This is a genomic window from Priestia koreensis (assembly GCF_001274935.1).
GTDB lineage: Bacteria > Bacillota > Bacilli > Bacillales > Bacillaceae_H > Bacillus_AG > Bacillus_AG koreensis.
Window position 1 is genome coordinate 502,108 of the sequence record NZ_LILC01000013.1, and the last position, 25,531, is coordinate 527,638.

Annotated in this window: 23 protein-coding genes; 6 read left to right on the forward strand and 17 right to left on the reverse strand. The window is 38.7% G+C overall.

Annotated elements, in window-relative coordinates; genetic code table 11:
- Positions 1-479 precede the first annotated feature (479 nt).
- The 6 genes from AMD01_RS11755 to AMD01_RS11780 form a co-directional block, all read right to left on the reverse strand.
- The gene (locus tag AMD01_RS11755; protein ID WP_053401592.1) at positions 480-1,592 is read right to left on the reverse strand and encodes an alcohol dehydrogenase catalytic domain-containing protein; all 1,113 of its coding nucleotides are present in this window, start codon (positions 1,590-1,592) and stop codon (positions 480-482) included.
- A 141-nt stretch (positions 1,593-1,733) separates the two neighbouring features.
- Positions 1,734-4,538: a type 2 lanthipeptide synthetase LanM gene (lanM, locus tag AMD01_RS11760; protein WP_053401593.1), complete on the reverse strand. Its 2,805-nt coding sequence runs from the start codon at positions 4,536-4,538 to the stop codon at positions 1,734-1,736.
- The gene (locus tag AMD01_RS11765; RefSeq protein ID WP_053401594.1) at positions 4,529-6,679 is read right to left on the reverse strand and encodes a peptidase domain-containing ABC transporter; all 2,151 of its coding nucleotides are present in this window, start codon (positions 6,677-6,679) and stop codon (positions 4,529-4,531) included. Before AMD01_RS11765 ends, lanM (AMD01_RS11760) begins: the two co-directional genes overlap by 10 nt.
- 18 nt (positions 6,680-6,697) lie before the next feature.
- Positions 6,698-9,631 carry a type 2 lanthipeptide synthetase LanM gene (gene lanM, locus AMD01_RS11770; RefSeq protein ID WP_053401595.1) on the reverse strand — a complete coding sequence of 978 codons (2,934 nt, stop codon included), beginning with the start codon at positions 9,629-9,631 and terminating at the stop codon, positions 6,698-6,700.
- 18 nt (positions 9,632-9,649) lie between these two features.
- Entirely contained in the window at positions 9,650-9,862 is a 213-nt protein-coding gene (locus AMD01_RS11775) for a class II lanthipeptide, LchA2/BrtA2 family (RefSeq protein WP_281176869.1), read from the reverse strand.
- 49 nt (positions 9,863-9,911) lie between these two features.
- Entirely contained in the window at positions 9,912-10,112 is a 201-nt protein-coding gene (locus AMD01_RS11780; RefSeq protein WP_211263393.1) for a plantaricin C family lantibiotic, read from the reverse strand.
- Between the two features lie 157 nt (positions 10,113-10,269).
- Between AMD01_RS11780 and AMD01_RS11785 the strand changes: the two genes are divergently transcribed.
- The 4 genes from AMD01_RS11785 to AMD01_RS11800 are packed head-to-tail and all read left to right on the forward strand — an operon-like array spanning position 10,270 to position 12,446.
- The gene (locus AMD01_RS11785; RefSeq protein WP_053401598.1) at positions 10,270-10,509 is read left to right on the forward strand and encodes a helix-turn-helix transcriptional regulator; all 240 of its coding nucleotides are present in this window, start codon (positions 10,270-10,272) and stop codon (positions 10,507-10,509) included.
- Complete coding sequence (locus AMD01_RS11790) at positions 10,499-10,837, forward strand: hypothetical protein (protein WP_053401599.1); 339 nt, start codon at positions 10,499-10,501, stop codon at positions 10,835-10,837. The genes AMD01_RS11785 and AMD01_RS11790 overlap by 11 nt, the downstream gene beginning before the upstream one ends.
- A 30-nt stretch (positions 10,838-10,867) precedes the next feature.
- Entirely contained in the window at positions 10,868-11,731 is an 864-nt protein-coding gene (locus tag AMD01_RS11795) for an ABC transporter ATP-binding protein (protein ID WP_053401600.1), read from the forward strand.
- On the forward strand, positions 11,721-12,446 hold the full coding sequence (locus tag AMD01_RS11800; protein ID WP_053401601.1) for a hypothetical protein: 726 nt from the start codon (positions 11,721-11,723) through the stop codon (positions 12,444-12,446). Before AMD01_RS11795 ends, AMD01_RS11800 begins: the two co-directional genes overlap by 11 nt.
- A 776-nt stretch (positions 12,447-13,222) precedes the next feature.
- Here AMD01_RS11800 and glnA read toward each other — a convergent pair.
- From glnA to hflX, 4 genes are all read right to left on the reverse strand, one after another.
- On the reverse strand, positions 13,223-14,557 hold the full coding sequence (gene glnA / locus AMD01_RS11805; RefSeq protein WP_053401602.1) for a type I glutamate--ammonia ligase: 1,335 nt from the start codon (positions 14,555-14,557) through the stop codon (positions 13,223-13,225).
- A gap of 86 nt (positions 14,558-14,643) precedes the next feature.
- Positions 14,644-15,045: a MerR family transcriptional regulator gene (locus AMD01_RS11810; RefSeq protein WP_053401603.1), complete on the reverse strand. Its 402-nt coding sequence runs from the start codon at positions 15,043-15,045 to the stop codon at positions 14,644-14,646.
- A 313-nt stretch (positions 15,046-15,358) separates the two neighbouring features.
- Positions 15,359-16,627: a methionine gamma-lyase family protein gene (locus AMD01_RS11815; RefSeq protein ID WP_053401604.1), complete on the reverse strand. Its 1,269-nt coding sequence runs from the start codon at positions 16,625-16,627 to the stop codon at positions 15,359-15,361.
- Between the two features lie 15 nt (positions 16,628-16,642).
- Positions 16,643-17,893, reverse strand: a complete 1,251-nt coding sequence (gene hflX, locus AMD01_RS11820) for a GTPase HflX (protein WP_053401770.1) — start codon at positions 17,891-17,893, stop codon at positions 16,643-16,645.
- A 214-nt stretch (positions 17,894-18,107) separates the two neighbouring features.
- Here hflX and AMD01_RS11825 point away from each other — a divergent pair, with 214 nt between their 5' ends.
- Positions 18,108-18,704, forward strand: a complete 597-nt coding sequence (locus AMD01_RS11825; RefSeq protein WP_053401605.1) for a trimeric intracellular cation channel family protein — start codon at positions 18,108-18,110, stop codon at positions 18,702-18,704.
- A gap of 43 nt (positions 18,705-18,747) precedes the next feature.
- On the opposite strand, the gene AMD01_RS24135 is transcribed toward AMD01_RS11825, so the two are convergent.
- The 6 genes from AMD01_RS24135 to AMD01_RS11850 all read right to left on the reverse strand — a co-directional run bounded on the left by AMD01_RS24135 (position 18,748) and on the right by AMD01_RS11850 (position 23,804).
- On the reverse strand, positions 18,748-18,930 hold the full coding sequence (locus tag AMD01_RS24135) for a hypothetical protein (protein WP_157052714.1): 183 nt from the start codon (positions 18,928-18,930) through the stop codon (positions 18,748-18,750).
- A gap of 180 nt (positions 18,931-19,110) precedes the next feature.
- Positions 19,111-19,857, reverse strand: a complete 747-nt coding sequence (locus AMD01_RS11830; RefSeq protein ID WP_053401771.1) for an SDR family oxidoreductase — start codon at positions 19,855-19,857, stop codon at positions 19,111-19,113.
- A 327-nt stretch (positions 19,858-20,184) separates the two neighbouring features.
- On the reverse strand, positions 20,185-21,135 hold the full coding sequence (gene spoVK, locus AMD01_RS11835; protein ID WP_053401606.1) for a stage V sporulation protein K: 951 nt from the start codon (positions 21,133-21,135) through the stop codon (positions 20,185-20,187).
- Positions 21,136-21,299: 164 nt separating this feature from the next.
- The gene (gene hfq, locus AMD01_RS11840; RefSeq protein WP_053401607.1) at positions 21,300-21,524 is read right to left on the reverse strand and encodes an RNA chaperone Hfq; all 225 of its coding nucleotides are present in this window, start codon (positions 21,522-21,524) and stop codon (positions 21,300-21,302) included.
- A 28-nt stretch (positions 21,525-21,552) separates the two neighbouring features.
- Positions 21,553-22,503, reverse strand: a complete 951-nt coding sequence (gene miaA, locus AMD01_RS11845; RefSeq protein WP_053401608.1) for a tRNA (adenosine(37)-N6)-dimethylallyltransferase MiaA — start codon at positions 22,501-22,503, stop codon at positions 21,553-21,555.
- A gap of 119 nt (positions 22,504-22,622) precedes the next feature.
- On the reverse strand, positions 22,623-23,804 hold the full coding sequence (locus AMD01_RS11850) for an FtsW/RodA/SpoVE family cell cycle protein (RefSeq protein ID WP_053401609.1): 1,182 nt from the start codon (positions 23,802-23,804) through the stop codon (positions 22,623-22,625).
- A 342-nt stretch (positions 23,805-24,146) separates the two neighbouring features.
- On the opposite strand from AMD01_RS11850, the gene AMD01_RS11855 reads away from it, so the two are divergent.
- On the forward strand, positions 24,147-24,752 hold the full coding sequence (locus tag AMD01_RS11855; protein ID WP_053401610.1) for an exonuclease domain-containing protein: 606 nt from the start codon (positions 24,147-24,149) through the stop codon (positions 24,750-24,752).
- Between the two features lie 35 nt (positions 24,753-24,787).
- On the opposite strand, the gene AMD01_RS11860 is transcribed toward AMD01_RS11855, so the two are convergent.
- Complete coding sequence (locus AMD01_RS11860) at positions 24,788-25,492, reverse strand: aspartate/glutamate racemase family protein (RefSeq protein WP_053401611.1); 705 nt, start codon at positions 25,490-25,492, stop codon at positions 24,788-24,790.
- Between the last annotated feature and the right edge of the window lie 39 nt (positions 25,493-25,531).

Below are 25,531 nucleotides of genomic sequence, written 5' to 3' on the forward strand. Positions count from 1 at the left end.
ATCATCCCATAGCAGCAATCATTTTCTACATCGTAATGATTGCTGTTAATTTTGCAGAAATAATTATAGGTAACATGAGGTAATAAAAAAAAACGTATTTTTATTTTAAAAATACGTAGCGTAAAACTGTAAGGAATTATCTTCTCCACCCATTAACTTTTTGTACTTGCTTTAAATAGCTTTATCTATGTAGGTTATATAAGAAAAATGAGCACACCGTTTCAACTCCATCACGTCTACCTCATTAGCTTATCAATTTTTACAGGAAGTATTTATTCAGAAATGACTCACTTTATCTTTTATTAAAGTACCTATATAGAAGAATGGCCACGATTACAGCCACCAGACAACCTATACCTCTAGATAACCAGATGTTTATACTTTCCGTGATTCGATTTGCCATTGTACCAATAAATGCAGAGAAAAAAATTAGTAAAAGCCATTTTGTTGTGGACATGATAACTCTCTCCTCCTGAATGTTAGTTTGAATATAGTAGAACACATTTTCCAAATCGTGCAGAATCAAAAAAAGAACGCTGTATGAATTCTACACCTTGTTCTATTCTATATTCTTCATCAATAATTATTCCCATTTCACTCTTAGTTTGCAATTGAATGGCCCCTTCTAGATCTTCCCGTGAACCTAGGCAATTTCCCAAAATAGCAACATTTTTCACGATGCTCATTTCCAATGCTCCTCTGACCGTAGCCTCGGCATCCTTTGGAGTTTCATTCGATAACAATGGATGTTGATCTCTTATCCCACAAGTAATATAGGTTCCGCCTGTTTGTAAGAAATGTAACGCATAGCCAATATTCATATCAAAAAACGGATCAAAAACATGTGTAATTTGTTGATCGCTCATACAATTCCCTTCATTATTAAGTGCGCTACTCAAAGACATAACGCGACTAGGTTGTATTGCCTGTATTTCTTCTTCGTTCCAACCTGATGTTGATAAACACAGTGGAGTAACTCCATAGGAGAGCAATTGTTTAATAATAAAGAGTGAGGTATTTGAACGTGCGCTTAACACTAAAGGATTTCCACCATTCTCAAGAATCCCAGACCGCCTGATCATTCCTGCTGCAGTTTGAGCACCTAGAGAAAAACAAGCACCTTCACTTTCAGTTAAAGTATTTGGTTTTTTAATGAGCTTTTTCTTATGAAGGCGCAACCAACCCATTGATGCAAAATTTGTAGCTACACCAGGTAAAACCCCTTCTTTTCCGCTATAAGGGTATGAACAATCAGATATTACACCATCACCAATTTCAAACTCATCTACACCCTTACCAACAGCAACAACTTCTGCGCTAAATTCTGACCCAAATGGGACGAATAATCGGTCAGATCGAATAATCGAATTGTAGTTTTCAACTAATAATGCTTTATCGCGATAATTGCATGAAAATGCTGTGACGCGTACCAAGACATATTCGTTGTTTTTGTCACTTTTAGTATCAAAAGTAGGTTGATCACAGTCAATCGCACCAAACAGTATATTTACTTCTCCAAACCTAACAGTTCCTAATTCTGTATATTCTATTGATTCCTTTTTATTAGGGTTAATTGCTACTAATGAGCGCATTTGATCTTCTCCCCACTACACCTAAATTTTTTTATAAGTCCCTTTAACATCCGTTCATTTGTCTATCCCCTGCATATATGTATACACACTCCTTCGATAATGAACCATGGTACCAAAGGAGCTTTTTTATAATTTCATACTTTACTTTGACATTTCCTCCAAATTTCTATTGGGGTAATGAAGCTTGTGCGTATGGTTTTGTTGATACGAAACAGAACTAAGATTGAGTGGGAACCATGTAGAAACGTTGTTGTTATACATCTTTAACATAAGGGCTGAATCAGCTACTCCACTCCACCCAAGGAAGTATCCCAAAAGGTAATCTCTATTCTTTTCCCCGGTATAAAATCCATTTGTCTTAGCTAAATTTAAAGCGCCTTCCCAATACTGATTTGCAAGTGAAAGATACCATGAGTCTCCTAGAGCCTGATAGGCAAACAGTAGAGATTGAAGTACTCCTGCAGCCCCGTGACATATTGATAAATCTACAGGTTTATCTTTAGATAGCTGAGTGGATCTTTTTGCTACATCATATACATCTATTGGTTGGTTTAATGAACTTGCCATTTCAGCGAGAACCATTAACAACCCGGCATTTCCGTTACACCAACCTGCAGAATTAGGAAAGGATATTTGTAGGGCCTGCTCTAACAATTGATGACATCTTTCCATGTTCCTTAAAGCATAAGATAACCTAAATTGTGACCAAATCGTTCCTAAATTCCCATGTGCTATTCCATCATTAGGTAACATTGCAGAGGGGCTTTCTCTAAAGATCTTGGATTCTAAGTCTCTTAATATCTCATTTGGTGTATTAGAAAAGGATGCTAATATAAGCCCGAAACCTGTTAGACCAATAAACACATCTCCAATTGCTGGATCTCCTAATAAAAGTTCCGTTGCTACATCTTCTATTTCTTCCGCTCTATTTAAGTGATGACTAAATACAAAATCCAACGAACTTGCACCTGATATAATAGACTTTGGCGCAGATTCTAATTGCACGGAAAATGCGTGACGAAGAGAACTTAGTCCTTTGTTAGCCTGATTTAGAAGCTGGATGTACTCTTTGGATGATTGCGTGTACTCTTTCATGTGCTCTAAAAGAAATAAAATGCCTCCTGTGTCATGAAGCGATATTAAAGAAATAGAATCATAAGAGATTGGAATATTTCCATAAACCCCTCCAATCCATCCAGTTTCAGCATTATCTCCTCTAGTCGTAATAGCTAAAGACTGTATTAACTCTGCTAAAGAATCAGGATTATCTTTGGTCACTTTTTGTAAGGCATTTGAAAAAAGCGGTGATTGATAGCCTAAGTCCTCCATGTTTTTGTACTTAGATTCATGTATTCTAATTTCAGAATAGCCTTCTGCAATTATGCGCTGATCATGTATTAGTTTTTCCTCTGAAAGCTCCTGTAACATCGTTATTGCGTTATTTGCGGGTGACATATCAAATATGTCATTTGAAACAAAGTCCATGGAATATAAACGCTTATCATTTGCTTTTATCGAAAAATGCGGAATATCTCCAGCTTTTATCGACCGAATTTCTTCCTCCAAGGTCTTTTTAGCTATTTCGGAATCTCGAACTAGCTTAGGCGGTTTTAAATAATGTAAGACTTTATTAATTGTAGTTTCATCAATTAGATTTTCTGGAAACAAACAGGCATCCAACATAAAGTAATACTGAGATGTAGGTCTAATAACCACCCTAACTAAACATTCAATATGAGTTAATGTTGAACAAATTTGTTCTCGTTTATCCATTACCTTTACATATCCATCTGAGTAACCGTTAAGAAAATCTTTTTGAAATGGAAGTGGATCAGGCGCCTGATTACCGACTAGGGTAATCGGGACAGTTGTTCGCTTAACCGTAATCTTTTCTTTGGCTATATCTATTGCATCTGTACCTGCATTTTTTAATGTAAAAACCATTTCGTTTGTTTCTTGTGGATACGGTGTATTAATTGCACCGATTAATATTTCATGTGGAAGTGTTAATTGTTTAGCTGGAATAATCGATGTGTTAGCAATCGAGCGCATGATCCTTCCCTGCATTAGTTCCGGAAGAGAATGACCATGACCATCATGGTATTTGGGCTGCAGACTTGTTTCTAAATCAACAAAATAAGGGAATGTACCATTAAAAATAATATTCTCATCATGTAAATCTGTTGCTCCAAGGCAGCTAAACACGGCCGCACATAAACCCAAATTATAATAAGCATCACTAGTCTCTAGATGATTTATCGATGTATGTTGCACAAACTCCTGCCAACCGTACTTGTCTCGATTAATGGTTCTAGGAACCGGAGAATGACCTTGCAGAGCATCAAATTTTAACGTTTCTGAAAATAAATTATCTATTAAAACGTCCACCTCTAAAGAGCGAGGCTTATAGAGCAGCTTAATTGATGATTCAAACTCCAAGCAAAGATTCACTTTTGACCCGTTATGAGGATCTGATTCAAGTGGTGTTATAGACTGCAACTTTTCCCCTGATTTAATCAAACCTTTTGACAAGAGTAAAGCAGCATCGTTGCTAAAGTGTTTCGATACGCTTTCAATGAAAGAACATGTATTTTTTACGGATTGTGTAATCATTTTTTGCAGAAAATCATATTTTCCGAACCACTTACTTATGATTTCTTTGTCGATCGAACTAACATATTGATTAAATATCTTTGAAGATGACGGATCTGCTGGATAAGACAAGCTTTCTCGATATTTGTGAAATTCATATACAAACGTTTTATGACATAGTCTCCACACATGATATTGCAGCAATGTATGTAAACAATCCATAGATGCTATTTCTGCATGAGCCACCCAATTTTGTTTAGATAGGTGTTCTTTTACTTTATCTTTCGTTTGGTTTATTTCATCAGCAAATAAATTTTCCACAGCATACACAAGTTTCTCCGCTACTAACTGCATTCCAAACTCTCCTTTTTAAGCTCTGCACTAAACAGTTCTGCATATAAGCCACCTTGATTTATTAATTCTTCATGAGATCCAACTTCTACAATGCATCCATTTTCAAGTACGACAATGCGATCAGCATTTAGAATCGTTGCAAGTCGATGTGCTATCACAACTTTTGTACAGTTAATACTCGATAATGCCTCATACACAATGGTTTGTGAGATATTATCCAGCGATGAAGTTGCTTCATCCATCACGAGCAATTTAGGTGTTTGGAGCAAAATTCGCGCGATATGAATACGCTGGCGTTGTCCTCCAGATAGGTTTGCTCCTGTTTCTGAAATCACGGTGTTATACCCCATCGGAAACTTTCCAATGAAATCTAGAAACCCTAATGAATTACAAAATTCTCGTATTTCTCTTTCTGTTCGTTGACACCCCAGTTTAAGATTCTCCATTATTGTTCGATTGTGCAAATGTGCTTCCTGAGGAATATAGCTAATCGATTTTCGTAGGATATCAAGGTTGTATTCATGATACTCCATTCCTCCGAAATATATCGAACCGCTAGTAGACTCAAATAAACTACTTATCACTTTACCGAGTGTCGTTTTACCAGATCCTGATAAACCAACAAGAGCAATCGTTTCTCCATCGGAAATATCTAAGTTAATATCTTTAATGGCAGGAACATCATCCGAAGTATAACTAAAGCTAAGGTTATTTATAGATACTGATCCTGATTCCATTTCATGTGAGTGTCCAACAGAGTGTTCTGTTGGATATTCAAATATGTCCTCAGCTAAGACGATATACCGCATTGCTACCATAATTTCTGATGCTGTTGTGAAGATTGAATTCATATAGACAAACAATAAAGATACAATGGATTGAACTGCAATTGCTTGACCAAGAGTCAAGAAACCTAATTCCGCCATATATATACTGCTAACAAGAATAATTAGCGGTGCAAATACTTGTATTCCAGATAATATTGATCCTATTATTCCTTGTTGGATGCGCATTCTATTGTTGGTAGCATTCAGGTATCTTTTAAAGCGCTCTTTCCAGTCATTAATATAAGATTGAACATACCCACCTAGTTTCACACTGTTGATGGAAACCACAGCATCTAACTGTATGCTCTGTGCATTGGTCCCCTCATGTAATTCCTTGTCAGTAGCAGCATTTACATAAGATTGACCAATTACTAGAAAAACAAAAGTTGCTAGGATAAATGAAAATACAATTGTCCCAAGTAACGGTGATATCCAAAAAATATATCCTAATATGGCTATACTACTTATGAAGTCCAAGCATGCCTGGACCAGGGTGGATCCTAAAACATGCTGTATTCTTGTAAGAGAGTTAAGTCGATAGATAATTTCCCCAGGAGCCCTTACAGTAAAATACTTGGCTCCCAGCGATAAAACACGTGTGAATGCACCGCCAATAAGATGCCAGCTAAAGCGATAAATGATCTTTATTGAGACAAATGTTCTGAGATAATTAAGGGCTATCATAACAAACATTGCTGCTACGAGAGCCCCAAGTATAGTAGCAAATGAAGTAACATCATTAAGTCCCTTATCAATTAAACGCTGTGTAAACAAGGGAATGGCTAATGTCATTCCCACTAACAAAATGCTTAACAGAGCAATTTTCACGTAAAGATTTATCATATTAGATGGCCAAATGTATTCCTTTTTCCACTGAGAAAGCTTGCTAGTGCTACGTTTTTCAAAATCTACTCCAGGTTTAGCCACCAATACATATTCTTCAAGATTTTCTAGAAACTCTGAGTGAGGAATAGTTACACGACCTATAGAAGGATCCATAATAATTACTTCGTGTTCACTATAGGACTCAATACAAACGAAGTGATACCCTTTCCAAAAGGCAATGATGGGAAAGTCCATTACTGTGAAGGCTTGCGGATCTTTTATTCGGTATGTTTTCGCTTCCATTCCGAAATGAGAAAATAGCTCTTTTAACTTCTGTAAACCTAAACCATCTCGTCCTGGCTCTTGTATTTGCCTTAGTTCTGTAATGGATATTTGATAATCATAAGCCTCCAGAATTGTTCTGACACAACATAGCCCACATTCAGCTTGTGCTAATTGTAAAGTTGGCTTGAGTTTTATTTTTTTCATTTTTCACATACCTTCACGTCAACTACCAAACGTTAAAGGAGAAGTTTTAATGGTAGGATCAAGCGATTTGCAAAGGTGTAATAGTGCTCCAGCTTTCCCTGCCATTAATCCCGGGCTTAGAGGATATCGGCCTTTTCCATTTTTATAGTAGCTGAAAATATATTCTGGAGAGCAGAAAGTCGTTTGCATCCCTAGAAGAATGTCAGAAGTTTCTTCTGGAAATGACTCACTCACGTATTGAAGCGCCTCTACTATTCCCAAACTTCCATGGCAAAGTACTGGAACACGTGAGACCGGAATTCTTCTTAACTGATCAATTACATTTAGAACAGATTCTTTCGGAAGAATGTTTGATTTGTATGCTTCGTAATAGGCAATTAATAGCCCTGCTAAACCGTTACACCAAGATGATGAGACATTCATATTTCCACCATCTTTATAGATCTCAATAATTCCATCATTGTTTGTGTACTTATTGCGAATTAACAAATCAATGTCCTCTACTACTCTCTTTAACTCACTGGTTTTCTGTCTTTGATTGACTAATGCAAAGAACCAAAGTAATTGACCATAACCGTGAGTTAATCCTGACGTTACTTCAGTATCACTAGCATTCATTTTTTTATAGGCCATCGACAGAATGCTGCTCATAATGTCGTCGTTTACTTTAAACTCTTCTTGCGTTCGGTATCTCATCACAATTGAACTACTTTTGCCCGTAATCATATCGAAAAAATTATGATCCGGTGCATCTAGATGACGGTGCAATAGTGGCCACGCATCGGCAGCAACCTCTTTCCATCTTTCGTTCCCAACGTAATTTCCTGCTGCAAATAACGTCCATAGAAGACCTGAAACTCCAGAAAATCCACCAATTCCAGAAAGAAGGACATTTCTAAGTTCAAAACTTTTATCCTCAAAAATTTTGGATGATTTTTCAAAGATATCATTGGAAGCTGTTATCGCATCATGGTCTGATAGAAGCTTACCTGAAACTGCTAGCGCCAGTGCAGGACCAACTCGTCCATTATACAAGTCGTACCCTAACACTCCAGGTGTCCATCCTTGACCCCCGAATTTTGCAACAGGACCAACCCAAGTCTTTGGTAAATGTTCATATCGATCATCCAAAACAGATTCACTAATGGATTTAGAAAACCATGAAATGATCTCCTTATGTTTTTTATCATCGTAATCTTTTACGGTATGCAGCTTCTCAAACTTGTTCGTTTCTTCATTAATCAATACTGACTCATCCAAATTTAACTTCCCATCTGCATGCGGATCAGCTAACTTAGCAACAAAAGCTAGTCTTATTAGGTTCGTTTGTACAGTCAAATCTTTCTCTGTAAGTTGTTCCATCTTAGACACAAATTGTGATTCAGGACTTGTTGGAATGTGAGAAACGACCTCATCTCCAGAAAGAACCTCTGTTCCTTGAAAGTTAACGGAAAAATACGGTATGTCACCATTCCAAAGTTGGCTGCATTCAGATAGAACCAAGTTTGTATCACTCGTCAAACTAAGAATTCCAGTACGCGACAATAAAGTATGTGCGGTATTTATATCTCTGGAAGGTTCTGCATCAGATAAGATACGCAAAATTTGTTCATACCTGTATGTCATATTATGTATATAACGGAATTTGACCTTGCTGAATGCTTTTCTAGCTGCTTCAATAAACAGATGCTTTTGTGGATGAATTTGCATGAAAAATTCAGAGAAGCCACCAATAATTTGGTCACATCTTTCATGTATATATGCTTCAAATTCTGGGTCATTTGATAGTGTATTATCAATGTTTTGCTTCTTCCAAACCACCCGTATATCCGAGGAGAAACCATCTTTTATATCAAAAGTTTTGAATGGACTCACGCTTTTTTCGTTTCGAATGCCAGTAAATCCAACATCAACAGAACCTTGACCTGCTTTAGTGCCTAATGATATTGGAAGGATGCCTGTCCCATATACGGATTTTTCTAATGCGTAATAAGCGCTTTTTTTAGACTCTAGAATTCCCTTTCTAATCCTAGATGGATGGAATAGAGTTTCCAGATCAATTGGAAGTGGCCCCTCATCCGTCCACAGTATATTGCTGTAATGCATGTCTGTGGCATTTAACAAAAACATTAAGCATGCTAGTCTTCCTGCCTGAAACATGTCTGTCTTTTCTTCGTTCATTTCTACAAATTCTGTAAAGCCGTAATCTCCGCAGTGAATGACGGTCAGAGAAGGCATTTTAGGGGAAATGAATGTGTTAATTTCTTGAATAAAATTCGTGTACCCTAGCTCTCCAGATACGGAACGTGGCTTGAATACAATTTTTTCACCTTGTTCAAACGTAATAATTGCTACTGACGTTCCGTTATTATGTGTATCTCCACCTGACTCCACAGACACAATTCGGCTCGTGGACGAAATGTTAAGTTTTGTCTCTATTTCAGAGCGATGCTGTTGAGTTAATAAAATAGCATTTTTAACGGCTAACGCTCTGTTCTCTAATAAATGATTGCATCTTCCCCAACCAATAGAATAAGCGTCTGCAAATTCCTTGAATTTGGTCGTCATTAATTGTTGAGTATAATAGTCATAAATTTCTTTTGAACTCATAGACTGCTTAGGTAACGTCTTAATATGTTCCGCAAAAGACCTGATTAAGTATGAGAAAGCTACCTGTGAGAATAACTCACAGATAGCATGTTTAAATGATTTAGAATCCAAAAGGTACTGGTCTATCTTCGGGTCCCATACTTTCTCCCAGGCATTTTTCGCGATCATCCTACAAGGGTTATGAAAAGGGTAAAATTCCTGGGACTTGAAAGTATCCACATTACTAAGATTATCTTGAGAATGCACAGACAGCTCATCAATATAATGTAAAAGTGGTGCAATATGCTCGTCGAAATCTGACTGTTCCAACTCTGGATAAAACTGTTTTTTGTAGGTAATCATAAAATTATCTCCCCTTTATTAGCAAGCGCGTGTACAAGAAGTAGTTGGACAAGTATTAGTTGAAATGTAACCCGTAACTGCTGTAATAACAATCGTTGGTGTAATTCCTCCAGCAACATCGTCCTCAGTTAATGCGATCATATCTGATTCTAAGTATTTGCCAAGTTCTAATTCTTTTTCTGATTTATTAAGAGCATTCGTTTTGTTATTCATATCCATTCTCCTCTTCAATATAAAAGTTTTTAAAATCCATTTACATTCAATTAAACTATTTCAAGAATTATTTACACCATGACATACATTCATGAGTTGCTGTACACCAGCCACCCTTATTCCCCCAGTAATCACTAAGAGAAAATGTGTTTGTCGTACAAGCTCCAAATACGTCATCATCAAATTGCTGATCTACAACCTCTTCAAACCAAGTAACTTGTTCTTGCTTACTCACTTCATTTTTCATTACGATCCCCTCGTTTTCCATAAAGTAGCAAAAGTATTGCTCTACTAATTTTTACCACTCACAAAACCACCCCGTCAACGGAATTTTCCGAATATAAGGATACTAATATTAGAAAAATGCAAAGTTTACTTTACCTTTAGAAAAGTTTGATTTATAATCGGCTTGTGAGGTGAGGGTTATGAAGAAGGATTTTGGCGATTCCATATCAAATAAAGTTTACGAATATCGAGTTCTTGCCAAAATGACTCAGCTAGATTTGGCAAAAGAAGTTGGTGTTTCCAAGCAAACGATTTTGGTCATGGAGAAGGGAAATTATGTCCCTTCATCGCTATTAGCTTTTCGTATTGCCAATTTCTTCAAAGTTGATGTGAATGATATTTTTACCTACGTGAAAGGAATTGATCAACATGACGTCTGAATCAATATCAAATACTATTTTTTCCCCTTTGAAGATCTGGGCGGAAAAATCAAATGGAAATTGGAACATGCTTATTGTTAGTGGTTTTGTTTTGCTTCTAGTAGGAGCAATCCTACTATTTGTGCTTCGAAACAAGATCGGGGAAACAGACGAAAGAACAAGTCCAATATATTTAAAAAGTGCCTTTATCATGTTAGGTGGTTTTGTTTTATTCGACTTGATTTTCCCAAAGGGATATATGTGGCAAATTTTTCTTTTGTTCAAATATTCTTTAGCATTCTTGGTTTCTGGAGTATATCTAGCTGTTCAATATAAAAAGGGCTTCTAAAACAACTGCCCTACTCAGGAGGATTAGAACATGTTAATTAACTCAATTACTAAGAAATACAAAGGAACTGTAGCTTTAAATAAACTATCTTTTAATTTTAAGCAAGGGGAAATTGTGGGTTTAATTGGGAATAACGGTGCTGGAAAAAGTACGCTTATGAAAATAATCTCTCAAACTATTCAGGAATTTGATGGATCTGTTAAAGATAATCATCGTGTCGGATACTTGATTGAGGAACCCAAACTATTTAGTAATAAGACGGGGTTAGCGCATTTATCCTATTTCTCTAGGATTTACGGCAATAAATTTGAAATGAGTGAATATGAGCAGTTGCTAAAAGGGCTGCAATTATTTGATGTATTGAATAAAAAAGTAAAGCAATACTCCTTAGGGATGAAACAGAAATTGGGGATTGTAATTAGTTTATTAAATAACCCCAATTACGTTGTGTTAGATGAGCCAACAAACGGTATGGATATTGAAACATCTCTTGAGGTGTTGGAGCAATTAAAAAAGATGGCTAGAGAACGAAACGTAGGCATTTTAATCTCTAGTCATAAGCTAGAAGATATCGAAAACGTTTGTAATCGTGTCTTATTTTTAGAAAAAGGCAATATTGTTGACGAACAACAAGTTAATAATCAACGTCACCACATACTAAAATTAGTTTTTAATACCCCTATCGAATTAGCAAAATTCATCCATCATCAAGAATTCGGAACAATTATTTATTCTAGTGAAAACACAGTTGAAGTTGAAACAGAGGCAGAAAATGCTGATGTTTTTCAATTTTTAAATCAATTGGATATAAAATTAATTGATTTTACTACAGAAAAGAGAACGCTTCGTAATGTGTATATGAGTAAACTTGGAGGTGGATATCATGGTAATTGATATTAAAAATTATGTTAGTTACAACTTAAGTGAACTGTTAAAGAAAGGCTACTTGTTCATAGGAATTATAGCTGCCTTAGGACCAGCACTGCTTATTAGTTACTTCATTCTCTCAGGAAAAACAGAGTTTACCATTAAACATGTCTCAAACTTTTACTGTATGTTAGGAATGCTCACCGCTGTCTTACACCCCCTGTATTTTGTAAACAGAGATTATTCATCAAAGACCATCTCATTGATTAACAACTCAAAACAAAATAGAAAAAACTATGTATTAGCCAATGTTGTCATCGCACTAGTTGTCAGTTTGATCTATGCAGCCATTGGTATTGTCCTACTTTTAATTACCAAACAACTTGGAGTTCCTGGAGAATTAAAGCCTTCCTTCATTCTAGGATTTTCTGCTAACGTTTTTCTGCTAGTATTAACGTTTTTCTTGTTCGGATATATCTTATTACTATTTGGCTTCAGAAGTGGTGCCGTCTATGGGATTTTAACAGCGTCATTGCTATTCTTCCATAACATTTTAGGAAATGTATTAGAGAGCAGCCATAACACAGTCCTTTCAAACGTTATTGAAAACTTTCCAGGATACTTTTATCCAGTTATGGTCGGCTCAAACCCACTGACATTTCTGCAGTATGCCATAGGTTTTTTTACACTGATCGTACTTCTTGCACTCGTTCTTAAAAAGAGCCAAAGAATTGAGATTTAATAAAACACGTTTAAAAGTAAGAGTTATTCCTTACTTTTAAGACAAGCATTTGAATATCTTTGAAGCCATCGAATTCTGATAATGTTTAGGAATTTGATGGCTTCATTTCTATGTATGCGAAGACATTTCTAAAAAAGATTTTGACATTAGCCAGATTGATCAAAAAATCATGGGGAAAACTTGTTAAAATAGGGGTAAGAAACGCTTTTGCATCACCACTCTAAACTTGATCTTGAAAGAAGATAATAGATGAATAAAAGTGTCTTTATATTTGAAAATAGAGTAAATATCAAGGTGTAAAGTATGGCTTCTAGTTAATGATTTATACGTTGATCTGATAGCATTTAATAACTTACATGAAGACGGTATTAAAGCCACAACGGATTGGCGTACTTATTCATTTGTTACAGATATACCTGATGAGAGTTCATTGATTTTGTTAGGTGTTCAACTAATGTGGATGGGAAAGATTTGGGTAAGTAGATATGAACGATCTCTCCAAGAAAATAAGTATATTGCCAAGTATGCCGGTCAATTTAGACTTTAATGAATAACTTATGTTCATACTCTCCTTTTTGTTTTATCAAAATAATTCCAAAAAGATGCTTGTTATTTTTCAACAATAATGAACTTCATCCAATTTCAAAAAAGATGAACAAAAAATAAAAAATTAATTATTCTATAGGCAACCTTAAAAACTATTGAGTTACACAGAAATAATTATTAATTTAAACAAAAAAAGCCCTCAACGCCTACAGCGTCAAGGGCTATTTCTATTAATACATGCTCATGTATTGGTCGCGTTCCCAAGGATGAACTTGTGTGCGGAACATATCCCACTCGATTTCTTTTGCTTCTAAGAAATGTTCTGTGATGTGCTCGCCAAGTGCACCAACCATTACTTCGTTCTTTTTGAACTCTACTAATGCTTGAGCAAGTGTAGCTGGTAAATCAACGATTCCTTCAGCTTCGCGCTCTTCTTTCGACATTACATAGATGTTACGGTCAATTGGTTTTGGAGCTTCCAATTTGTTTTTGATTCCGTCAAGACCAGCAGCAAGTAGAACAGCCATTGCTAAGTAAGGGTTAGCAGCTGGGTCTACGCTACGTACTTCAACACGTGTACTTACGCCGCGAGAAGCTGGGATACGGATTAATGGGCTACGGTTACGTGCAGACCATGCTACGTAACAAGGAGCTTCGTATCCTGGTACTAGACGTTTGTAAGAGTTAACTGTTGGGTTTGTAACAGCTGTGAAGCTAGTTGCGTTTTTCACGATACCAGCGATGAACTGACGTGCCGTTTCACTTAACTCTAACTCACCTTTTGTATCGTAGAATGCGTTAACGCCTTCTTTAAATAAAGAAAGGTTACAGTGCATTCCAGATCCATTTACACCGAATAATGGTTTTGGCATGAACGTTGCATGAAGACCATGCTTACGAGCGATTGTTTTAACCACTAATTTAAATGTTTGAATATCGTCACAAGCTTTTAGAGCACTTGCATATTTGAAGTCGATCTCATGTTGACCAGGAGCTACCTCATGGTGAGATGCTTCAATTTCAAAGCCCATTTCTTCTAGCTCAAGAACGATGTCACGACGGCAGTTTTCGCCAAGGTCAGTAGGGGCAAGGTCGAAGTAACCACCTTTGTCGTTAAGTTCTAATGTAGGTTCACCTTTTTCATCAAGCTTGAATAAGAAAAATTCTGGCTCAGGCCCAAGGTTAAAGTCTGTGAATCCTAGTTCTTCCATCTCTTTTAAAACACGTTTTAAGTTGTTGCGTGGGTCTCCATCAAATGGTGTTCCGTCTGGATTGTAAATATCACAGATGAAACGAGCTACTTTTCCTTTTTCTGGCGTCCAAGGGAAAATAACGAATGTATCAAGATCTGGATATAAGTACATATCAGATTCTTCGATACGAACGAAACCTTCGATTGAAGAGCCGTCAAACATCATTTTGTTGTCTAACGCTTTTTCTAATTGGCTTACTGGAATTTCAACGTTTTTAATTGTCCCTAAAATATCCGTAAACTGTAGTCGAATATACTTTACGTTCTCTTCCTGTACTTTTGATACGATATCTTCTTTTGTAAATTTTGCCATCATGAATCCTCCCCTAAACATAAATAGAAAAGTATATATAAGCTACTTCTTTAGTGAAGCACGCAAATACCTAAAACGAAATGTTCTTAATGAAAGAAACGCGACATGTCACCTTGATTAAGTGCTGCACGATTAAAACGTCCGGCTTGCATCAATTCCGTACGAAGAATTTTACGCAGCTCTTCGTCTGAAAGATCCGGTTTTTTTACGGTTACAGGCTCGTTTGGCGCATGCTTTGTTTCATTTTCTTTCACTTTAAAAAGTTCTTTAATTCCTGCAAGGTTCACGCCTTGTTCAATCAAATCACGAATTTCTAATAGTTTATCAATATCGTTGAATGAATAAAGACGTCTTTTTCCTTCTGTTCGAGCAGGCGTTACTAGATCATGTTCTTCGTAATAACGGATTTGACGAGCGGACAACTCTGTTAACTGCATCACAATGCTAATTGGAAACAGTGGAGTATTACGTCGAATGTTGTCACTCATATCTCGCTCCTCCTTTTCTTAACACATTTTTATTGTATGCTATGTTAGTTTATCTGTCAACTAAATGTTAGTTTTTCTTACATGGAATTAAAATAGGACCTCAAACCGTTGATATGACAGTAGCTGAGGGTTACTGTCATACCAAACTGAGCGAGGTAAAATAGGCAAAATGACGTCAACATTTGGTAAAAAAGCACGTCATGCCATACATCCGACCTTCTTAAAACCACCTTTTAGGGGCGAAGTGGATGAAAAATAAATGGGGAGAATTTATTTTTATTATGACATAAAAGCCTCTTCTACACACTATTTATCAAATGGTAATAAAGTTCTTCTCAATGAGGTCATTAATCGCCCAGCATACGGCAACTTTGACGTGTGAATACGTTAATCCACCTTGCACATAAGCGATATAAGGTGGTCGGATCGGACCGTCTGCCGTTAGTTCTAAGCTTGCACCTTGAATAAAGGTACCTGCTGCCATAATTACATCGTCTTCATAACCTGGCATATAGTTTGGGTACGGCGTCACATGTGAGTTGATTGGTGATGCATATTGAATCGCCTGACAGAACGCAACCATTAATTTCGGATCGTCAAACTGCACAGACTGAATTAAGTCCGTTCTTGTGCTATTCCACTTTGGCTCAGTTTTCATGCCGAGCTTTTCAAGCAATGCAGACGTAAAGACCGCTCCTTTTAACGCTTGACCCACAACATGAGGCGCTAAGAAGAAGCCTTGGTACATTTCAAGCAAGCTGTACAATGATGCTCCTGCTTCTGCTCCAATACCAGGAGTAGTCATACGGTACGAGCACGCTTCTACAAGTTCCTTACGTCCCGCTACATAGCCGCCAATTTTCGCAAGACCACCACCAGGGTTTTTAATAAGTGACCCTGCAATGAGATCTGCTCCGACATGACTCGGTTCTTGAAGCTCCACAAACTCACCGTAACAGTTATCAACGAACACGACAATCTCCGGATTAACTCCTTTTACAAAGTCGATCATTTCCTTAATTTCAGCAACTGTAAAGGACGGACGAACGCCGTAGCCCTTTGAACGCTGAATGCCAACCATCTTCGTTTTCTCTGAAATAGTTGATTTGACCGCTTCAAAGTCTACCTGCCCTTCCGGAGTTAAATCGACGGTTTGATAACCGATGTGAAATTCTTTTAGCGATCCGACGCCAGAACCGCGAATGCCGACAATTTCTTCAAGCGTATCATATGGTTTTCCTGTAATATAGACAAGCTCATCGCCAGGGCGAAGTACCCCGAACAGAGCAATGCTGATGGCGTGAGTACCTGAGATGATTTGCGGACGAACGATACACGCTTCCGTTCCAAATACATCTGCATATACGGTCTCAAGCGTATCTCTTCCCATGTCATCGTACCCGTATCCTGTTGAAGGAATAAAGTGCGCATCACTGACACGGTTTTTACGGAAGCTTTCTAATACGCGATATTGATTCGTTTCAATGTTACGATCGATCTGTTCGTGAATCGGTCGGATTTGTTTTTCTACTTCTTCTACAAGTGGTGCTAATTTCTGTCCGTGTTGCAATTGTTCTAGCATGTTGTAATTCCTTTCTTACTCGTTCTCACTATTTTTTTCGACGTGAATTGGATGATGCTGTGGTGCATAGCCAGCGCATTCATACAGATCCGTTTCTTCGTTAAAGGTCATTTTTTCAACAATCGTATCGCGCTTCAACGAGGCAAGAAGCTTTCCTTCACTCGGTGATACGTGCAGCTCGTAGTACTTCATCTCTTCTCTTACGTAACGTTCAATCGTTTCAAGAAGTTCGTTTACGTCTTCTTTTACAAATGCACTCACGTTCATAGAGCGGTTTGTGTGCGGCACGAAGTCTGAAAGCTGTAAATCTTTTTTATTATAAACCGTCAGCATCGGAATGCCTGATACATCTAGTTCTCTTAACAGGTCATGAACCGTTTGCTCGTGGTTGTAGTAATCTGGATTACTGGAATCAACGACATGTAAAATTAAGTCTGCTTCCTGTACCTCTTCAAGCGTTGAGCGGAATGATGCAACGAGTGTTGTCGGCAAGTCTTGAATGAATCCTACCGTATCCGTGATCAGCGCTTGAAAGCCTGACGGTAACGCGAGACGTCTTGTCGTCGGATCAAGCGTTGCGAACAGCTGATTCTCTTCGTAGATCCCCGCTTCCGTCATACGGTTAAATAACGTGGATTTCCCAGCGTTCGTATAGCCAACAATGGCAATTTGTAACGCCTGATTCCGCTTGCGGCGCTCACGATAGCGGTTGCGGTGCTCGACGACAGTTTTTAGCTGTTGCTTAATGTCGTCAATTTTGCGGCGGATATGACGACGATCGCTCTCAAGCTTCGTCTCACCCGGTCCCCTCGTACCAATTCCTCCGCCGAGTCGTGATAATGATGCTCCTTGACCAACTAGTCGTGGAAGCAGGTATTCTAACTGCGCTAGTTCAACCTGCAGCTTTCCTTCTTTTGTTTGTGCACGCTGTGCGAAAATGTCTAGAATAAGCTGTGTGCGGTCAATGACTCTTGCGTCTAGCTGTGCAGACAAATTGCGGATTTGGCTCGGGGATAGTTCATCGTTAAAGATAATAAGATCCGGCTCTAGCTCTTCTTCAAGCTGAACAAGCTCTTCTACCTTTCCCTTTCCAATGTATGTGGCTGAGTGAACGCGATCTCTTTTTTGCGTAAGAGAGACAACAACTTTTCCGTTGGCCGTTTCGGTTAGAGAGATGAGTTCATCCATGGAATATTGAAAGCGGTCATCATCTTCTGTTTGTAGCTGACAACCGACTAAAATAACCTTTTCTTGTTCATTCTTCATTTCAATGGTCAATGAGCGTTCCTTCCTTTACGAACGAAATTAGTAAAAATCATTCTTATTCTAACAGAAAACCGTTCATATCTCTAGCAAGATAGCGCTTTCTTACAACATTTCATCTTTTATGTGAAAGTTTAAAAAAAGGATTGAAATTTCTCCGCTCCCTTCCTACAATAGGATAGGATTGTAAATTATTGACGAAAGAGGAAATGCAGCGATGACATGGGAAGTATTAAGCATCATTGGAACCATTGCCTTTGCGATAAGCGGGGCCATTATTGGAATGGAAGAAAAATACGATATTTTAGGCGTTTACATATTAGGAATCGTCACGGCGTTTGGTGGTGGTGCCATTCGAAACCTGTTAATCGGGGTTCCTGTATCCGCACTGTGGGACCAAAGCATTCTCTTCTATATCGCTTTTTTAGCGATGACGGCGGTGTTCGTGTTTCCACATAACCTGCTTCGTCACTGGAAGCGTTGGGGGAATTTCTTTGATGCTATCGGTTTGTCCGCGTTTGCCATTCAAGGCGCGCTCTACGCGGTCAAAATGGATCATCCGCTCAGCGCTGTCATTGTCGCAGCTGTTCTCACAGGGAGCGGCGGTGGAATGCTCCGTGATGTCCTTGCAGGACGAAAGCCAACCGTATTAAAAGACGAAATCTATGCCGTATGGGCAATTGTTGCCGGTCTTCTAATCGGCTTCAAAGTAATCGTCTCACCTCTTGAACTCTATACGCTATTCTTCGGAATTGTGGTGCTACGCGTTTGTTCGTATATGTATCACTGGCGTTTGCCAATTAAATCATTGTAAAAAGAAAAAAGCTGCCATGAAAAGGAGGGCAACGAAAAAGTCCTTAGAGGGTTGCGTTCATAATGGAGTCGGTTGATCTCCACTCCAGGTCGCTTCGCTTTCCGCGGGGCGTGCGGTGAGCCTCCTCGCTCCTCTGCGGGGTCTCACCTGTCACGCTAATCCCGCAGGAGTCTCGCACCTTCCGTTCCAAACAACCTAGAGCGACTGCATCAGACGTAAGGGCCAAATTTCCATTTCAAAAGGAACTTGGCTGTTTTTTCCTTTAAAATAAAGAAAAAGCTAGATCCATTCCAAAAAAACGGAATGGATCTAGCTTTTTTGTCTTACGTTCTACTGATCATCTAAAAAATCCAAAGTTTTTCAGTGGACTTCTGAAAAGGACAGCTTTTTATGCGTCATGTTCTTCTTACCATTCTTGGTGAACAGGACGAACGATTAGTTCGTTCACTGCGATATCGCCAGGCTCGTCAATTGCAAACGCAATGGCACGTGCAATGCTTTCTACCTCGATCGCTCCTTTGTAGAACTCATCGATGCCTGATTTTAAATCTGTATCTGTAATCGTTTCTTTTAAATCAGTTGCAATAGCACCTGGTGAGATGTTTGTCGCACGGATGTTGCTGCCGCCTGCAGATTCTTCTAAACGAAGACCTTCAGTGATGGCTTTTACCGCAAATTTAGTTGCGCTATATACCGCACTTCCAGCACCAACTGCATGACCTGCAACAGATGAAAGGTTAATGACGTGACCTGATTTTTGTTCTCTCATCGTTGGAAGAACAGCAGAGATCCCGTATAATACACCTTTGATGTTTACGTCGATCATTGTGTTCCACTCATCTACTTTTTGGTTACGTAGTAATGATAATGGCATAAGCCCTGCGTTGTTTACTAGTACATCGATACGGCCAAATTCGTCGAGTGCCGCTTGCGCCAGCTCTTCCATTTGAGAATGTGATGTTACATCTACTACTTTGTAGATGGCTTGTCCACCATTCTTTGTAATTTCTTCTTGCAGGGATTTTAAACGATCCTCACGGCGTGCTGCTAAAACAAGTTTTGCACCTTTTTCAGCTAGATTTTTTGCTGTTGCTTCTTCAATTCCACTAGAAGCACCTGTAATAATCACTACTTTATCTTTTGTATTAGACATATTCATCATTGTTACTTTCTTTTTCGAAAATAACGGAAGCTGCTCCGTCGTTTTCGTGTATTTATTTGCTACACCAATAGACTAATCCCTCAAGTAAACTTGAACGCAAGGATTTTTCAAAAGAAATTTTTATTTCTTTTTCTACTCCTCTGGAAGTCTGTAAACATACGGTTTTTCTTATCTCTTTTTGCTCATGATTGATGTTTACCCATTCTTTTTCTACTTAAACCTACCTGTTAAGTTGCCTTTTTTCGCACTCCAAGGGTTAAACTGTACTTTAACAAAACAAGAAAAACTCTCCGCCTAAACGAAGAGCTTAGTTCGTTCTTATGAAAATGAAATGTCTTCCATGGTCAGCGTCAATAATTCCTCCCGCTGATAGCGATCCTCCATTAATAACCGCATCGCCTGTGCACGAACTGATTTCTCAACGACATTTCGCACGTATCGACCGTTACTAAAGTCTTTTAAGGAGCGGTTGTATTTGATATCGAGAAAATGCTCCTTCAGCTTGTAATACGCGTCCTTACTCAAGTGGTATTCTCGCTCCGCAATCATTTGCTCTGCAATCTCTAGTAGCTCCTCCACCTCATAATCTGGAAAATCAATCACAAAGGGAAATCGTGAGCGAAGACCTGGATTTAACGTGAGGAAATTCTCCATTTCTTTTGAATACCCCGCTAAGATCAGCACGAAATCCTCTCGCTTCGCTTCCATATGATTTACAAGTGTATCAATTGCCTCTTTTCCGAAATCCTTTTCTCCCCCTCTTGAGAGAGAATACGCCTCATCAATGAACAAAATACCGCCCATTGCCTTTTTAATCAGATCTCTTGTTTTTTGTGCGGTATGACCGATATATTCACCGACCAAATCCGCTCGTTCTGCTTCGATAAGATGTCCTTTTGATAATACGTTCATACTGTGAAATAGCTTTCCAATCAGACGCGCAACGGTTGTTTTCCCGGTCCCTGGATTTCCTTTAAACATCATATGCAGCGACTGTTTGCCTGCTTTTAGTCCTTGCTCTTCTCGTTTTTTATTTACATAGAGCCATGCATACACTTCTTTTATAATTTTCTTGAGATCATCCATCCCAACGAGCGATTTTAATTCCGCTTCAATTTCCTTTAATGGCTGGTGATGAATGACCGGTTTCGGCTGTACAACCGGGTTTGGAATCGTGGTGGAAAATTTCTTTGGCTTTGGTTTTACGGGCTCATTATTCAGTATGATATTGATTTGTCCGTTGTTCTTTAAAGTCATGGGTTGATCCAAGGTCGATCACCTCTTGTCTATTTTCGGTATCCGATGCTTTTTATAAGAAACAAATGTACCCTTCTTATACATAAAAGTGTATGTTGTCTTCTCAAGAAAAAGACGAAAACATCTCGCTTAGGCATAAAAAAAATCCCGTACGCCATGTACGGGATTTTACCACTCTATTCTAAGTCAACGTTCACGTTTTTATTTGGGATGAACGTTGAAATCGCATGCTTGTAGATAAGCTGCTGCTTGCCTTCTGATTCAACTAATACCGTAAAGTTATCAAAGCCTTTTACTAAGCCTCTTAATTGAAAACCATTTAGTAGGTATACCGTTACGTATACGTTATCTTTACGAAGTTGGTTCAAAAACTGATCTTGAATGTTAATCGATTGTTTCATTATTCGGCCTCCTCATTTCTCTCTAGTACTAGTTATTCGCTTCTTGTTCAAGCTTTCCTGCCACATATGTAAAAATTTCGTCGAACAGTTCCCGCTGTGATGCACCTGTTACATCAAACCACGTAACGGTCATTTTATTGCGGAACCACGTAAGCTGACGCTTCGCGTAGCGACGCGAATTCTGCTTTAGCTGTTCAACAGCTTTCTCAAGCGTGACGTGGCCATCTAGGTACTCATAGATTTCTTTGTACCCAATCGCTTGAATGGATTGGACATCTCGGATGCCCCCATCATAAAGACGCTTCACCTCATCTAGCAACCCTTCGTCAACCATCATATCTACTCGCATGTTAATGCGCTCGTATAGTTTATCGCGGTCCATCGTTAAGCCGATTAACGTAACGTCATACAGCAGCTCATACGACTGCTCGCTTACGTTATCACTAAATGGCTTTCCGGTCGCTTCATATACTTCAAGCGCACGCATCACGCGACGATGATTGTTGATATGAATACGCTCGGCGCTAGCTGGATCTACTTCTTTGAGCTTATTATACAGATATTCAATTCCTTTTTCATCTAAAAGGGCTTCCAAACGTTGCTTTATTTCCCTATTTTCTTCCTTCTCAGCAAATTGATAGTCATAAATCACTGATTGAATATACAATCCTGTTCCGCCTACAATCATCGGAACTTTTCCTCTACTCGCAATCTCGCTAATTTTCTCTCTTACAATGGTTTGAAAATCAGCCACGGAGAATGCTTCATCAGGATCTTTAATATCTAATAAATGATGGGTAATTCCCTTCATTTCTTCGCGTTTAATTTTTGCTGTACCAATATCCATTTGACGATAAATTTGCATCGAGTCGCCCGAAATAATTTCTCCGTTCAGCGCTTCTGCTAACGAGATACTCAAATTTGTTTTCCCTACTGCTGTAGGTCCTATTAGTACGACTAGTTTTTGTTTCTCTCCCACTTCTCAACACTACTTTCGCTTTTACATAGCTCGGTACATCTACTCAGTTTGTCCCGTTTCTATGTATTTATTCATCTAAAATGGTTTTGATTTATCATTCACTCTTGTTTGTTAGCTACTTAGTTGTTCTTCAAGCTCGCAATATCAGCCGCGTATTTGCGCTTCATATTTGAAACCATAGAAATATTAGCAAGTACGCCTACGGACAGCATCAGTAAGATTAACGACGATCCTCCGTAACTAATGAACGGAAGCGTAACTCCTGTAATCGGGAGTAACCCAATAGCGGCTCCTAGATTAATCACCGTCTGAATCCCAATCATTGATGAAATTCCAATCGCTAGTAAACTACCAAATGCATCTGGACAGCGCTGAGCAATTCGAAGACCTTTGGCAACGATAAAGAATAAAAGGAATAAAAAGATACATACCCCTACAGTTCCAAGTTCTTCGGAAATAATCGCACTAATAAAATCAGTATGGGGCTCCGGAAGGTAACCCGTTTTTTGAATGCTGTGACCAAGACCTAGCCCTTTCATTCCTCCTTGCGCAATGGCGATGAAGGAGTTAACGAGCTGATAGCCTGAGTGCTGTACATCATCAAATGGATGCATAAATCCTGTAAAACGAGACAATCGACCTTTTGATAATAACAGATCCATATTTCCGGTAATCTGTAGAATTCCTAATATAATCCCTATCATTATCAGCCCTAGCAGTGAAAGCTTCGCAATCGTTTTAAACGATAATCCTGATGAAAAAATGATCGTCATCGCAATGGCGATAATAATCATCGCCGATCCATAGTCTGGCTGCATCATAATCAAAAAGATAATAATGACGAGCATTCCAACAGGCTTCGTGATGGACTTTTTCACTTCATTAATATACTGCTGCTTTCTCGCAAGCATCGCGGCCATATACATAATAACGCCTAGTTTCGCGAACTCAGCGGGTTGCACGGCTATCGGACCAATACGGAACCAACTCTGTGCATTATTGGCAGCGTGACCGAAAATGAGAATTAAGATCAGACTTCCGATTACCCCAAGCATAACGGTCATCTGAAATCGTTTGTGTGCATAGACTTTGTATGGAAAAAAAGCAAAGATAAAAAAGACCACTACTGATAGGATTAAAAAAATCTTTTGCTTTTGATAAAAGAAATCACTTGCCTTTCCATAGACTGAAACGGCTACGACCATACTTGAGCTGTATACCATGACAAGCCCAAAACAGCATAATAGTAAAACGGCTATTATAAATGCATAATCATAGGACCGCAGCATCTTTTTAAACATCTAATCCCCTCCTGCTTTCTAGGATGCGCTGCTGCTTTTGATAAAAAGAGGGTACAACATTTTTTAAGGAACTGCCTGTACACTAGCTTTTTCGTAAAGAAGCAATTTTCATCGGTGTCATATTCAAAAATTTATTGGGTAATGGTAACCTGTTTAAACCTATCATTTCTTTCAGTAATTTTCAATCAAAAACCTACTCTCATACGTGTTTTCGTACTATTGTATGTTCTCTTTGTCGATGAGAAAGAGTGGTGCATTCGATCGTACCTATGGTAAGCTTGAAAAGAATGTTATTTTATAAGGAGAAAGTTCACTAGAGAGAGAAAGAAAGGGAGTTGCTTTGTGACAAATGACCGAAAATATGCAGCCATTGTCGATGTAGAAACCACCGGCTTAAGCGCTTATAGTTCTGACATCATTGAATTAGCCGCCATCCTCTTCTCCTACGACCCAAACACAGGAGAAGTATTTCAAGTTATCGATGAATATTGTGGGTTTCAGATGCCTAGTGCACCGATCAACTCACATATTACAAGACTAACCGGTATTACAAATGAAATGGTTCACAATCAACACCTTGATGATGATAAAATACGAGATATTTTCCGATCCGCTTCAGGTATTATCGCTCACAACGCTTCGTTCGACAGAAGTTTTCTCATTCAGCGCTATCCAGAGCTTGCGGACAAGCCTTGGCACTGCTCGATGCGGTCTGTAAAGTGGAAGGAATACGGATTTTTCAATAAAAAATTAACGACTTTATTAGACGGACACAATATTAGCCGTGAGCATGCTCATCGTGCGCTTGACGACGTGCAGGCAACGCTTGATTTATTGCAAAAGAAAAATCCATCTGGTCAGCCTTATCTCTTTGAAGTCATGAAGCGAAAGATGGGAAAACCCGCTTCTTCTAAACCGAAAGCGAGTTATTCACGTCGAAGCTATTAATATAAAAAATGTGGCTCTTTTAGGAGCCACATTTTTTATGCCCGTTCGTTTGCGTTTAGCGCTTCTTTTACTGCCTCAACGGCATGAATCAAAGCCGTATCAAATAGAGGAATTGCTATGTCTTCCTGCTTAATGAGCAAGCCAATTTCGGTACACCCTAATACGATTCCTTCTGCTCCTTGATCAACGAGCTCTTGAATAACAAGCTCATACTGCTGTTTCGATGAAGGTTGGATGACACCTAAGCAAAGCTCCTCGTAAATAATCCGGTTAATGGCTTTACGCTGGGGTGAAGGAGGCACAATTACATCGATGCCATGAGCATTTAATCGCTTCCTATAAAAATCCTGTTCCATCGTATAGGTGGTTCCGAGAAGACCAACTTTACTTAACCCTTCTCCTCGAATTTCGTTAGCCGTCGCATCTGCAATGTGCAGCACGGGAATGTTAACAGCGTCTTCAATGTGATGAATGACTTTGTGCATCGTATTCGTACAAAGCAAAATAAAATCTGCTCGGCCCTTTTCAAGCGACTGTGCTACTTCCCCTAATATCACACCCGCTTTCTCCCACTCTCCTTCTCTTTGAAATCTCTCTACTTCCGCAAAATCTACGCTGTGCAATATACACTTCGCTGAATGTAGCCCACCTAATCGCTTTTTGACTTCCTCGTTTATTGTTTGATAATAAGCAAGAGAAGATTCCCAGCTCATGCCTCCAATCAGTCCAATTGTCTTCATTTCACGCTCTCCCTTCGAAAACAGCCAGCCTCGTTAGCA